The organism is Qipengyuania aquimaris, from assembly GCF_020171965.1.
Classification (GTDB): domain Bacteria; phylum Pseudomonadota; class Alphaproteobacteria; order Sphingomonadales; family Sphingomonadaceae; genus Qipengyuania; species Qipengyuania aquimaris_A.
In genome coordinates this window covers 142,131-155,161 of the sequence record NZ_JAIUZK010000001.1, presented here as the reverse complement: position 1 = coordinate 155,161, position 13,031 = coordinate 142,131, and the positions used below count along the sequence as shown (strand labels likewise).

Annotated in this window: 12 protein-coding genes; 5 read left to right on the top strand and 7 right to left on the bottom strand. The window is 59.0% G+C overall.

The window, feature by feature from the left end:
• Positions 1-64: 64 nt before the first annotated feature.
• A complete protein-coding gene (locus tag LCM24_RS00770) occupies positions 65-1,444 on the bottom strand; it encodes an exopolysaccharide biosynthesis polyprenyl glycosylphosphotransferase (protein ID WP_224802350.1) in 1,380 nt (459 codons plus the stop codon).
• Between the two features lie 369 nt (positions 1,445-1,813).
• Between LCM24_RS00770 and LCM24_RS00765 the strand changes: the two genes are divergently transcribed.
• Entirely contained in the window at positions 1,814-3,766 is a 1,953-nt protein-coding gene (locus tag LCM24_RS00765) for a heparinase II/III family protein (protein ID WP_224802349.1), read from the top strand.
• Positions 3,767-3,789: 23 nt separating this feature from the next.
• On the opposite strand, the gene LCM24_RS00760 is transcribed toward LCM24_RS00765, so the two are convergent.
• Positions 3,790-4,029 carry a hypothetical protein gene (locus tag LCM24_RS00760; RefSeq protein ID WP_224802348.1) on the bottom strand — a complete coding sequence of 80 codons (240 nt, stop codon included), beginning with the start codon at positions 4,027-4,029 and terminating at the stop codon, positions 3,790-3,792.
• Between LCM24_RS00760 and LCM24_RS00755 the strand changes: the two genes are divergently transcribed.
• From LCM24_RS00755 to LCM24_RS00740, 4 genes are read left to right on the top strand one after another with little or no spacing between them, the layout of a single operon-like run.
• Positions 4,006-4,875 (top strand): glycosyltransferase family 4 protein, encoded by an 870-nt coding sequence (locus tag LCM24_RS00755; RefSeq protein ID WP_224802347.1) that lies wholly within the window; start codon positions 4,006-4,008, stop codon positions 4,873-4,875. The two genes, LCM24_RS00760 and LCM24_RS00755, sit on opposite strands and share 24 nt — an antisense overlap.
• Before the next feature lie 60 nt (positions 4,876-4,935).
• A complete protein-coding gene (locus LCM24_RS00750) occupies positions 4,936-6,243 on the top strand; it encodes a nucleotide sugar dehydrogenase (RefSeq protein ID WP_224802346.1) in 1,308 nt (435 codons plus the stop codon).
• Complete coding sequence (locus LCM24_RS00745; protein ID WP_224802345.1) at positions 6,224-7,435, top strand: glycosyltransferase family 4 protein; 1,212 nt, start codon at positions 6,224-6,226, stop codon at positions 7,433-7,435. The genes LCM24_RS00750 and LCM24_RS00745 overlap by 20 nt, the downstream gene beginning before the upstream one ends.
• A gap of 12 nt (positions 7,436-7,447) precedes the next feature.
• Positions 7,448-7,873: a serine O-acetyltransferase gene (locus tag LCM24_RS00740; RefSeq protein ID WP_224802344.1), complete on the top strand. Its 426-nt coding sequence runs from the start codon at positions 7,448-7,450 to the stop codon at positions 7,871-7,873.
• Positions 7,874-7,930: 57 nt separating this feature from the next.
• Here the strand turns inward: LCM24_RS00740 and LCM24_RS00735 are convergent, their stop codons facing one another.
• From LCM24_RS00735 to LCM24_RS00715, 5 genes are all read right to left on the bottom strand, one after another.
• Entirely contained in the window at positions 7,931-9,184 is a 1,254-nt protein-coding gene (locus LCM24_RS00735; RefSeq protein ID WP_224802343.1) for an SGNH/GDSL hydrolase family protein, read from the bottom strand.
• Between the two features lie 77 nt (positions 9,185-9,261).
• Positions 9,262-9,690, bottom strand: a complete 429-nt coding sequence (locus LCM24_RS00730) for a hypothetical protein (protein WP_224802342.1) — start codon at positions 9,688-9,690, stop codon at positions 9,262-9,264.
• Between the two features lie 80 nt (positions 9,691-9,770).
• Entirely contained in the window at positions 9,771-10,457 is a 687-nt protein-coding gene (locus LCM24_RS00725) for a glycosyltransferase (protein ID WP_224802341.1), read from the bottom strand.
• Positions 10,454-11,881 (bottom strand): hypothetical protein, encoded by a 1,428-nt coding sequence (locus tag LCM24_RS00720; protein ID WP_224802340.1) that lies wholly within the window; start codon positions 11,879-11,881, stop codon positions 10,454-10,456. The genes LCM24_RS00725 and LCM24_RS00720 overlap by 4 nt, the downstream gene beginning before the upstream one ends.
• Positions 11,878-12,996 carry a glycosyltransferase gene (locus LCM24_RS00715; protein ID WP_224802339.1) on the bottom strand — a complete coding sequence of 373 codons (1,119 nt, stop codon included), beginning with the start codon at positions 12,994-12,996 and terminating at the stop codon, positions 11,878-11,880. The genes LCM24_RS00720 and LCM24_RS00715 overlap by 4 nt, the downstream gene beginning before the upstream one ends.
• Positions 12,997-13,031: the final 35 nt, after the last annotated feature.

Below are 13,031 nucleotides of genomic sequence, written 5' to 3'. Positions count from 1 at the left end.
ATAGAGTTGCGCGCGCTTTAGCAGAGGAACGGGCAAGGGCAAGGTGGTCGCCCGTTTTGCCGCGTCAGAACGCGTTGCGATGGATCATCACGAATGCTGTCCGCGCAAGGATTTGCAGGTCCAGGAGCGGATTCCAGTTCGACACATATTCCAGGTCGCTGAAGAGCCGGTTGAGGAGATCCTCTTCCTTTTCGGTCGCGCCCCTGTAGCCGCGGACTTGCGCGAGGCCGGTCATCCCGGGCTTGAGAGCGTGGCGAAGCCAGTAGCTGCGATCGATTTCCCAGAAGAGCTTCTCGCCGGCGGTCGATCCAGTGGCGTGCGGGCGCGGGCCGACAAGGCTCATCGACCCGCCGAGGACGTTGAGGAGCTGCGGCAATTCGTCGATGCTCGTCTTGCGCAGGATCGCACCTACGCGGGTAATACGGTTATCTTGGCGCGAGGCGGACACGGTGCCGTCGAGATCGGATTCCTCGATCTTCATCGTGCGGAACTTGATGATCGGGAAGAACCTGTTCCCCCTGCCGACACGATCCTGCTTGAACAGGAGCGGGCCGCCATCGTCGAGCTTGATAGCAATGGCGACGACAAGGAAAAGCGGGCTGAGCAGGATGAGGGCAATGCCTGCAATCACCAGATCCATCGCGCGTTTGACCGCTCTTTGGGGGAGAGTGAGGGGGCCCTTAGAAACCTCCAGCGAGATGAAGGCCTCTTCGATGCGGATCCGGGATACGCCGAGCTCCTGGAGGCCGTGCGAGACGACCTCTCCGTTTACGCCGGCAGCGCGCAGGACAGGCGCCCAAAGCTGACGGTGATGCACCGGGCAACTCACGATCACACGGTCCGTATTGCGAAGCAGCGCGCCGATATGATCGAGGGTGAGCGGGCCGGGATTTTCGAGATCGATGTTCATTTCGGCGGCGCTGATCCAGCGGGCACCTTCAAGCGCGATAGGGGGCCCGCCATCATCGATGATGAGAATGCTTTCCAGGTCCTTGCGCCCGGACGAACGCAGCCAGCGGGCAAACAGCACCCTGACGAGTGCCAGCGGCGGGAATACGAGCAGCATCCCGAGACCGAAGCTGACACGCGAGAAATCTTCGGCCGATTTGGTGAAGAAGATTGCTGCGGTAAGGAGCAGCGCAGAGATGATCTGCGTAGTCGCGAGCTTCGAAATTGCCTGCCAGTCCTGCGTCATAGAGCGGGTCGAATAAAGTCCCGAATACTGGCCGATAACGATGAAAAGGCATGAAAACGCCAAGGCGTTCGCAGTCGTCGTCTCGGACTGGAATTCACCGAAATACAACTGGCCGGTGAGCGCGAACATCGCGAAAATCAGGCCGATGTCGGCCAATATCAGGCATAAACGATAAAACAGCCGCCGCCGCTCCATCGAGTGGGCGAAGGGGGTGCGCCTTTCCGTGATATCGTGACTAAATTTATTCATTCTTTGTATATCTAGTTTCGTTTCAACCGCTTGGCTATCTTGTGATAGGGGTTAAACGACGATCTCGTGTCTGATCCCGTGCAGAAATTGCCGCGGGGCGCGATTCCGAAGGTGATTGATCAGCCCAATAGGGAAAGTCGCGCCGAAAGCCCATAGCTTGCGCGACGAGTTGATTGACGCATTCGATTTCCCGATCCCGCTTCCCTTGGGCAAGGGGTCGAAAAATACGATTTCACCCGATGATTTCATTGAAATCGTGTCACGAGCCTTTCGGTTTTCCGGTTTTTTTCTTATGCAGTTTGTATACAAGGCTCGGCAATCCGACGCTCCTTCTTTCCCCCCGCTTCAAGGTATGGCTCGAAAGGCCAAATGGCTGACTTAGTTTGGAAATTGCGGCGACTGGCATTGATGTCGCCCGCGGAAATCGCGCACCGGGTACATGAAAATGTGCAGGACCGGCTGGATTCGCGTTTTCGCCTCGATCCCGCAGTGCCGCAGCCTTCGCTGTCGCAATCGGGCCAATCATTGCTGGCAACGCTCGACGAACGGATCAAAGCCTCGATCTATCTGGAAGCGGCAGACGCACTCCTGAGCGGCAAAATGCGCGTTTTCGCGAAAGACGACGCACCTTTCCCGCCGATCTGGAACCGCGACCCGAAGACCGGCCGCGATGCCCCTACCAGCTTCGGGCGCGGCATCAACTATCGCCACGAAACGGTGGTTGGCGACATCAAGTATCTGTGGGAACCCAACCGGCACCAGGAGATGGTCACGCTCGCCCAGGCATGGCGGCTGTCGAATGACGAGAAATACCTGGAAGCCGTGGGTGCGCTGATCAGCAGCTGGCTGGATGAATGCCCGTTTCCTTATGGCGTCAATTGGACCAGCTCGCTTGAGCTTGCACTCAGGCTAGTGAACTGGTCGATGACCTGGGATCTCATCGGCGGGTTGTCCTCGGCGCTGTTCGCATCCGAAAAGGGGCAGGAACTGCGATCACGATGGCTTGAGACCATCTACCTCCACCAGGACTTCATTGCCCGGCATCTGTCGTACCACTCCTCGGCCAACAACCACATCCTGGGCGAGTATCTGGGGCTGTATGTGGCGGCTACGCGCTGGCCGTACTGGGAGAAATCCGCCGGCTGGAAGAAGATAGGCCGAGAAGGTTTCGAGCGAGAAGCCCTGCTGCAGACTTGCGAAGATGGCGTGAACCGTGAGCAGGCGGTCTATTACCAGCACGAAGTCATGGACATGATGCTGGTTGCCGGACTGCTGGCAAGGGCGGAGGGGAACGACTTCTCGCCGGCTTACTGGCGCCTTTTCGAGGAAATGTGCGAGTTCCTCGCAGCTGTCATGGACAAGGGCGGCAATGTCCCGATGATCGGAGATGCCGACGACGCACGCATCGCCCGGCTCGATCCCGATCACCATGCCGATCCCTACGCCCCGCTGCTTGCTGCCGGGGCGATCATCTTCGATCGCGGTGATTTCGCGTCGAAGGCACAGCAGCTCGACCCGAAAACCTTCTGGTTGATGCCCGGAGCGCAATTGCCTGCAACCGAACCGATGTCTCCGAAGACTTCCTTCAAGCAAGGTGGGTATTACGTCCTTGGGGACCGGCTCGAAGAGGCAGACGAGATCCGCATGGTCTGCGATTGCGGCCCGCTGGGGTATCTCTCCATTGCGGCACACGGCCACGCAGACGCGCTTGCCTTCACCCTTTCCGAAGGCGGGATCGAATGGATCGTCGATCCGGGCACCTTCGCTTACCATACCGAGAAGAAATGGCGTGATCACTTCCGGTCGACGCTGGCGCACAACACCGTAAGCGTCGACGGAGAAGACCAGTCCGTTATCGGCGGCAACTTCATGTGGATGCGCAAGGCGAATGCCGCTTTGACCGCATTCGACTTCGACGCGGGTGTCTTTTCGGGCAGTCACGACGGTTACACGCGCCTCGCCGATCCCGTTCGCCATCATCGCAAGATCATGCTCGACCGGGCAACACGGACCATCAGCATCGAAGACACCTTCGAATGCGAAGATGAGCACCACCTTGCTGTCAGTTTCCAACTGGCCGAGGCTTGTAAGGCGTCCGTCGAGGACGGCGCGATCATAGCAAGGCAGGGTGGGCGGGCCATCCGTATTTCGTGCGATCACCCCGATCTTCTGCCTTCGCTCCACTTCGGTGAAGAGTCGCCACCAGCGGGCTGGGTCTCGCGGCGTTTCGACGAGAAGGTCCCTGCGTATATGGCGCGTTTCTCCGGCAAAGCCGGTGCGGGCACTGTCCGCACGGAAATAGAACTCGCGAGGCCAGAATGATGTCTGCGTCCAGCAGCACCGCTTCAGCGAAGCCGATAAACGTTCTGATTACGACGCCCTTGGGTGAAGGTGGCAAGGGCGGGATCGATCGCCTGATGGATTCCCTGCGCCCGCGAGTTGACCAGGCCCGAGACGAAGGCGCCATCATCAGGTTCGCGACGACCCGAGGCGCGGGTTCGATTCTTCTTTCGCCGTTCTATCTGGCGGCTTTCGCGTTCAGATTGATTGCCCTGAAAACCGTGGGCAAAGTCGATCTGCTCCATCTCAACGTTTCGAAATCTTCCAGCTTCTGGCGCAAGTTCCTTATCTCCCGTCTGGCACTGGTCTTGCGTGTGCCATACGTAGTCCAGCTCCATTCCGGCAATTTTGCCGAATTCTATCACGAAGGTTCCGCAGTTCGCCGCAGATGTATCGAAAGCCTCTTCCAGGATGCCGGGATGGGCATCGTCCTGGGGAAATACTGGCGGACATTGGTCGGAGAGATCGCACCATCCTTGCCCGTTTCAATACTCTACAATGCGACCGCTGCCATCCCGAAGGTCGATCGGCGCGATGACATCGTAGAAATCCTGTTCCTGGGGCTCCTGGGCAAGGGGAAGGGCGTGCCGGATCTCGTCGATGCAGCCAGTCTCCTTCCCCCCGATCTTCCTTGGCGCCTTACGATTGCGGGCAATGGCGAGATCTCGGAAACGAAAGCGAAAGTGGACCAGCTTTCCCTTTCCGATCGGGTGGCGATACCCGGCTGGGTCGGCCCGGAAGAAGGATCGGCCTTACTCGGCAAGGCCGACATCGTCGTATTGCCGTCCTATGCCGAAAATCTCCCGATGTCGGTCATCGAGGGCATGGGTGCCGAAGCAGCAGTAGTGGCGACGCCTGTAGGCGCTGTGCCCGATATCATGACGGATGGCGAAAACGGCCTGCTGATCCAGCCCGGCGACGTCGACGGCCTCGCAACTGCCTTGCGGCGTCTCGTGGAGGATGAGGAACTGCGCTCTACTTTGGGTAGGAATGCACGCTCGACACACCGTGAGATGCTGGATATTAGGACCTATCTCCCTCGTCTTGTTCACTTATGGAAGGCCGCCTTGCAGGGCGTGCCGGACCGGTGACTGACGTAATTTTTCAATTCAAATGAAGACGGCAGGCCTGCCCTGCCGCAAGGAAAATCAATGAAGCTTAGTGTTTTCGGATTGGGTTATGTCGGTGTGGTCGCCGCAGGATGTCTTGCGGCCGACGGGCACGAGACTATCGGCGTCGATCCGAACCGGGAGAAGGTCGATCTCGTGAATGACGGCAACTCGCCGATCATCGAGAAAGACATCGGCGAGATGGTCGAAGCGGCTGTTCGCGAAGGAACGCTGCGCGCCACGACCGACGCGGGCGAGGCAGTCATGGCGTCCGACATGGCGCTCATTTGCGTAGGCACTCCGAGCCAGCGCAACGGATCGCTCGACCTGACCTACGTGCGCCGCGTGTGCGAGGAAATCGGCCAGGCCATAGCGAAGAAGGACGATTACTTCGTCGTCGTCATTCGCTCCACGATCCTGCCCGGCACCATGAAGGGCTTGATCGTCCCCGTTCTGGAAGAGGCATCGGGGAAGAAAGCCGGCGTCGATTTCGGCGTGTGCAACAATCCCGAATTCCTGCGTGAAGGCACGGCGGTTTACGACTATCGCAACCCGCCCAAGACCGTCATCGGCGAACTGGACGAGCGCAGCGGTGCCATGCTGGCGGAACTGTACGCCGATCTCGACGCGCCGCTCATTCGCACCTCGGTCGAAGTTGCCGAAACGGTCAAATATATCGACAACGTCTGGCACGCGACCAAGGTGGCCTTCGCAAACGAAGTCGGGGCCGTCTGCAAGTCGCTCGATATCGACAGCCACAAGGTGATGGACATCTTCTGCCTCGATACGAAGCTGAACCTGTCGAGCTATTACATGCGACCGGGCTTCGCTTTCGGCGGATCGTGCCTTCCGAAGGATGTCAGGGCGTTCAACTACCGTGCGAACTCCCTCGATCTCGACCTTCCGCTGATCGGTTCGATCATGGGCAGCAACGAACGCCATATCGACCGCGGTTTCGAACTGGTAACGCGCAATGGCAAGAAGAAGGTCGGCGTCCTCGGCTTCAGCTTCAAGGCCGGTACCGACGACTTGCGGGAAAGCCCGATCGTGGAACTGATCGAACGCCTGCTCGGCAAGGGCTACGAGCTCGACCTCTACGACCGCAACGTCAGCATCGCGGCGCTGAAGGGCGGAAATCGCGATTACATCCTCAACCACATCCCGCATATCAGCCGGTTGATGCGCGATAGCGCCGAAGAGGTGATTGGGAATTGCGACACGATCATCATCGGCAATTCCGATCCTGCATTTGCCGACCTTACCTTCCGCGACGACCAGACGATCGTCGACCTGGTCCGGATCGGCGGCGGCGCTTCCGCTGTCGAAGGCTATGAAGGCATCTGCTGGTAACGTGACCCGCCGTGTCCTGATCATCGTCGAGAACCTGCCCGTACCCTTCGACCGAAGGGTATGGCAGGAGGCCACGACCCTGCGCGATGCCGGTTACGAGGTGAGCATCATCTGTCCGGCTACCAAGGACTATCCCAAGAGGCGGGAGACCATCGACGGTATCGAAGTCTATCGCCACCCGCTTCCCCACGAAGCGGAAGGCGCGCTGGGCTATGCGCTGGAGTATGGCAGTGCGCTTTTCTGGGAATTGTACCTGGCGACGAAGATCGCGTTCACGCGCGGCTTCGATGTCATTCACGCCTGCAATCCGCCGGATCTGATCTTCATGGTGGCCGCATTCTTCAAGCCTTTCGGCAAGAAGTTCGTCTTCGACCACCACGACATCAATCCCGAATTGTACGAGGCAAAGTTCGGTCGCCGGGATTTCTTCTACAAGCTCATGTGCTGGGCAGAGCGCATGACATTCCGCATGGCGGACATGTCCATCGCCACCAACAAGAGCTATCGCAAGATCGCTATCGAACGTGGCGGAATGGACCCGAACAAGGTCCACGTAGTGCGGTCCGGACCCAAGCTCGATCGTCTCAAGATCCTGCCGCCGAAAGCGGGCCTCAAGCAGGGTCGCAAATATCTCGTCGGGTATGTCGGCGTGATGGGCAAGCAGGAAGGGATCGACCTCCTGCTCGAGACCGTGAAGCACCTCGTCTACTCGAAGGGGCGCACGGACATCCACTTCGGCCTCGTGGGCGGCGGAACGTCGCTTGAAGAGATGAAGGAAATGGCACGCGAACTCGGCGTCGCCGACTATGTAACCTTCACGGGCAGGGTGAGCGATCAGGACCTTCTCGACATGCTCAACACGGCTGACGTGTGCGTGAACCCCGACGTGGCAAACGCGATGAACGATGCCTCAACCATGAACAAGATCATGGAGTACATGGCGCTCGGCAAGCCGATCGTTCAGTTCGACCTTACCGAGGGGCGGTATTCGGCACAGGACGCCTCTCTCTATGCTCGGCACAATGATCCGGAAGACATGGCTGACAAGATCGTCGAACTGCTCGACGATCCCGCGCGGCGCCAGGAAATGGGCGAGTTCGGCCGCAACCGGGTTATCAACGAGCTCGAATGGCAATATGAAGCACCGAAGCTTCTGGCCGCTTATGAGAGCCTCTGGGCCGCGGAAAGGTAGGACTGTCTCGCCATGCAGATGATCATGCGCCTGCACCGGATTTCAGCTGCCTTCTATCGCTGGCGCCTGCCAATTGTCGGGCGTTTGGTCGAAGGCATCATCCGTGTGGTGTTCGGTGCCGTCATCCCGGGCCGCGCGAAGATTTCTCCCACCGCCTTTTTCGAACATAGCGGGGTCGGCGTCGTCCTGAACGAATTGTCGGTCATCGGCGACGGTTGCCGGATCGGCGTGCATGTCGTCTTGGGCGGAAAGGCTCCCATCAAGGGTGCGCCGCATCTTGAAGAGGGTGTGATCGTCCATTCTGGAGCGAAGCTTATCGGCCCGATCCGCATCGGTCGCGACACGGTCATAGCCGCCAACGCCGTGGTGATCGACGACCTTGCGCCGAAAGTCCTCGCGGCGGGCGTGCCCGCAGTGGTCAAGAAATCGCTTCCCTGAACACTGCGAAAAGGTGCGGCGACGGCACTCGCTGTTACCTGCCGTCGCCGCTAGAGATCATCCCATAACCCGCGCGAGACGTGGTCTTCCGATACGCAGGCTGGCCGCAGCTCCGTCTTTTCCGGCAATGCCGAAGGACAGCACGAAATCGAGGGCAACCGCGCTGCCGACAGTCATCGGCTCGGTACGCAGGACGCCTTTCCAGCCAATGTCCGGATACAGGAATTTGGAGCCATTCAGGGTGCGAACCTGAAAGCCGAGGACTCGCGAATATTCGCCCGACGCGTCGTTAACCTGCAACTGCAATTCGTTCAGGCAGCTTGCTGCGATGTCGGAGACTTCGACCTCGACAATGCCTTCCACAACTTCGCCGATCTCGAAACCCGAATAGATCTGGCGGTAGAAACGAGCCCTGGCTTCGCCATCTTGCGACGTCGTCGAAAAATCCAGGCGATAACGCTGGCGGGATTCGCCGTTCTCCAGCGTTTCCCCTTCGAAGCTTCCCGAGACGGTGCCGCCGGGGGACAGCTGCTGCAACACCCATCCTGAAGGGGCAACACCTTGGGCGCCGCCAGTGACGCTGCCGCCTCCATTTCCGAGAGAGAGTGCAGAACCGATCTTCGATCCGGTGGGATTGCTGGCTGCATCGAATGCATCGTTATCGCCGTCGTGGAGATTGGGTTGGCCTCCCAGGCGCGTGGCCAGGGCAGATGCAATCGCTCGGCCCGTCCAGAATGCGCCCCTGACAGCAGGGTGCAGGCCATCATAGGTGACTGCAGCAGGTATGATCGAACCGCTCGGTACGCCGCCCAGCGGAAGCCCGTCGCCCGTGCCATGTGCGATGAGCATGTCGGTCGCATCGGCGACGACCAAGCCTCCCGAACTGAGAGAATGCGACCGGATCAGGCGGCGCAGCTGGCTCAATTGCCGTTGTTCGGCGACCGACAGCGCTGTTCCTGCGAGAATTCCAGCAGGCAGCGGCGGGACGGCAACCGGAAGAATCCCCGATGCCAGCAAGGTCTCGTAGATCCGCTCGAGATTGCCCATCGACTGTTCTGCGGTCAGCGATCGCAGGTCGTTGACGCCTCCCATCACGACACAGGCATCCGGCCTTGCCGCGATGACATCGCCCACCCGGGCTAGCATCTGGTCGGTCCGGTTGCCGCCGATGCCGAAGTTCAGGGCGCTCGGAAAGCGCGCTGCCCCACCGGAAAGGATTTCGGCCCAGGTCTGGTAGCCATATGGGCGTTTCCACTGGGGAACGCCGTCGTTGAACTGGTAGGTTATGCTGTCGCCGAGGGATGCGATCATCGAGACTGGTCGGGCAATCCGGCTCCGCTTGAGAGCCGAGCTCGACAATGCTGCGGATTGCAGCGAGAGGGCCGCGCTCATTGTGCGAACCGATAGGTTAGCGTTCCGGCAGACAGCGTCGCGACGAGATAGAGCGAGACGTTTGCTTCGGTCTCGACCCAGACGACTTCGTTGAGGCTTCGCCACCAGCACAATTCCTCTCCGCCGAGAGTTGCCGGGGCCGTGGTTGCGCCTCCGTCGACCGAGCGATGAAGCCGCACTTCTCCTTGCCAGTCGCCGCCCAGCGTCAGGACGATTTCCCGCCCGATTTCGGGATTGAAAGGGCCGACGGTACCTGAAGTGGCGGTTTCGCCCGACAAGGGCAGGCTGCCGGATGCGCGATGCACCGTTTGTACCGGCATCGGTGTGGCAGCAGTAATCGGCTGCGGTTCTCCGTCGATTTCGCCGAGGGTAATGGCGACCGCGGGTACGAAGCCGCCGGGAACGTCAATTGGGGTCTTGGACATGGGCACTCCTGTTTTCGAGGAGAAGTCCAGTAGTTCTCTACATGTTCTGTAGGAAAGTGGATTCCTGTATCACGTCGCGACTAGCGGTTCGGCAGGCTCTTCCACGCGTGCTTGGCAACGGATTTCAGGTACTGGCCCCAGGTGCGCGGTCGAACCCATGACGCGCTCCAATGATGGATGGCATAGGTCTGGTCGGTGATGTCCGAAAACAGCAACTGCTTGACCGGCTGATCGGGATCGTACGGGTTATAGGGATAGAAATACTCGGGCGGAAAAATCGTCAGCTCGTAATCGCCCGCGTCGTAGACTTCCTGCATGATGTTGGGGATCGGCGTAAATGCCGGCTTACCGTTGGCCGCGTCCCGATCCATCCAGGCGAGGCAGTCTTTCAGAAACGCTGACTGTGGCCGAGCGGCGATCACTCCGGCGCTCATGCGGCCCGGTTTCTCATCTGCCACGAAGTCGGAATTTCCCATCAGGGGGTCGAAGCTTTTTACGACTTCCATGTCCGTGTCGAAATAGATCCCGCCGTGTTCGACGAGCACGAGAAAACGGGCATAGTCTGCCACGAAAGCCCACATGCCTTTCTCATACGCGAGACGCATATAGGCATGGTCTGCGATCGGAATATTGCTCTCGTCCCAACGCACGATTTCCAGCGAGCTGCAGTGCTCTCGCCAGCTCGATAGACAAGCCTCGGCAAGCGGGGTCAGGGGCTTACCACCAAACCAGCAATAGTGGATCTTGCGGGGAAGGGGGTCGGTCAAGTGCGCCTCGGTCTCAGGTCGGGTTGGGGCAGAGCAATAGCTGGACCGGTCACGAGACGATCCTGTCTCGTTACATGGTCGCGATGCACCTGCGCTTGCCGTTTCAGGCCGCAAATCATTCCAAAGGTCAGCGCAACGAGAAACTGGATCGTGGGACCATCGACCAGCGAACGATTATAAATCAGCAATGGAAGGAAGATGAATGCGATACTGGCGAGAAGATCGGCGCGAGCACGGATTATCTTGGATGTGGATCTTCGCGCAATCTTCATGGATTCGATGATGGCGGCCGAAAGCATTGCCACATAAATTAATAGGCCGATGATCCCTGTATCCCACAGCAATTGGGCGATGGTGGTCGAGTTTACCGCCAATGGGGCATACTTTTGGGCGATTTCTCCGTTGGCGAGGGTCGCGGACAGTCGGCTTGCACCAAGGCCATATCCGACAAGGCGTGAGGCCGAAGTGCCGCCATCTTCATACCAGATTGCAACTGAAGCGCCCCGGGAAACCTCTCCGGTTTTAATGTCGGCAAAGCGGCTGTCGAAGAAATACTCGAACGAGCGCTCGATGCGCGCGTTGCGGCCGACAGAGTCATCGCCCAGTGCGGTGTCGTAAAACCCGATGGCTCCATAGATGCCGACCCCTACGAGCAACATGAGCAGGGCGCTTTGGCCAGGTGCGCGAAAAATGAGGCGACGCAGCAGGACGGCCATTGCGAGCGGGAGGATGATGAAGAAGCCCTTCAGTTCCGCCGGAAGTACGATGAGAAAGGCGAGGCCGATCGCGACACCTGCGAGCCAGAGTGAAAGTCGTCCCTGCTGCCACCAGGAAACTGCCACCAGAACGCCCACTGCCAGAAACACCAGAAGCGTGCCGCTGTTACCGCTCGTCTCGGGGTCGCCCCCATAAGTGCCTACGATGGCGTCCCAGTTGTCGGTGCTGAGTGCCTGCTGGATGACGAACGGCACTTGCAGTAGTAGCAGCAGCACAAGGAAGCGTTCGATATTCAGGAAATTCTTCTCGCTGGAGGCCAGATAAGCGCAGGGCACCACCAGCAGCCACATCATGTAATAATTCTTGATCGCCAGAATTGCCTGAGCTTGCGGGATCACATTCAATACGGATGTGAACGTGGCCCAGGCCAGGAAGAATAACATCAGCTTGAAGTGAAGGCCGTCGGTGCTGACCCGCAGGGACTTGTTCAGGCGGGCTGCCAGGAAGAAATGCACGCCCACGACGGCGGCGAATGCCGGCGCAAGCCAGTAGACGCGCTCCTCACCAAGATAGAAGTGCCCAAGGCCCATAATGACGGTGGTGTACGCGAAGGCGAGCACGAAAAGCTGGCGCGTCGGCATGACCAAGAAGACTACGCCGCCGATCAGCGCCGTCGTTGCGAGCAGCAGAAGGATTGAAGCAGTCATGTGAAGATCTTCCGGTACACTTTCCGGCACTGGTCGGCCAGAAGTGCATATTCCCTTTGCGAAGCCAGCCAGTCAAACGACCTGCGTTGTTCCGGTTCCGAAGGCCGCCCTTGGCTGAGCGCTTCCTCGATGCCTTCCTCATAACCCTCTATCGAAAATTCGACGGGTTTGGCCAGCGGCGAGTGCGCTGCGATGAAATCGTGGTCTGGCATATGATTGATTACGGCCCGACTCCCGCAAGCGATATATTCGACGAGCTTGGTTGGAGTGGCTGTGTCTAGAAGTGGGCCATTAGGGAATGACGAGAGGCACACGTCGGCCCTGCGAACGACTTCCGCAAGCTTGAGAGGCTCGAAGCGTCCAAGAAAATGGCAGCGATGATCCACGCCGTGAAGCTCGAAAACCTTGAGAACATCGCTTTTTTCGGAGTCCGATGCGTTGCCCGCGATGGCGACGTGCAAATCTTCCCGCCGCTTCATCAATCGGGCGGCGGCTTCAAAAGGAACGTCCAGTTTTCGCTCTCTGTCGAGCGTTCCGACGTAAAGGATCAGCTTGCTGTTCGGCGGTAGAACGCTGATCGACGCTTGGCTCTGATCGGGGTTGTAGGTGGATGGATCGAAGCCCATCGGCACGGCCAGCATCCGGTCCGGATTGATGCCGAGCTCAGCCACGCGCTCTGCCATCAGGTCGCTCTGTACGAATACAAACCGCGCGCGACGCAGAGTGTAGTGCTTCAAGAGGAAGCGACCGAGATGACCGAGCGCAAGACGTGCGAGACGGCCAAAGGAGTAGCGAGGATATCGTTTCGCCAGTTCGAGATATCCGAGCTCCATCTGGAAGGACATCCAGTAGATGAAGGGCACTTTCGCCAATCTTGCGATCAAAGCATACCAAGCTGAAAACACGATCAGATCGCGGCATTGCACTCCATCGTAGCGCCCTGCCAGAATTTCCTTGGTCGCCCTGAAAAACATGGCGAAAAAGGCCGGCCAGCTCGTCGAAACTCGTACCGTACCGACGTCGTCTTCATGAACTCCGCCATGCTCGCCTGAACCACGAACACACCAGGTCACGTCGAGATCGCTTGAAAGATGTTTCCCGAACAGCACAGCCACATCGGCCCGGTGCAGGGGATATCGATCACGTGCGA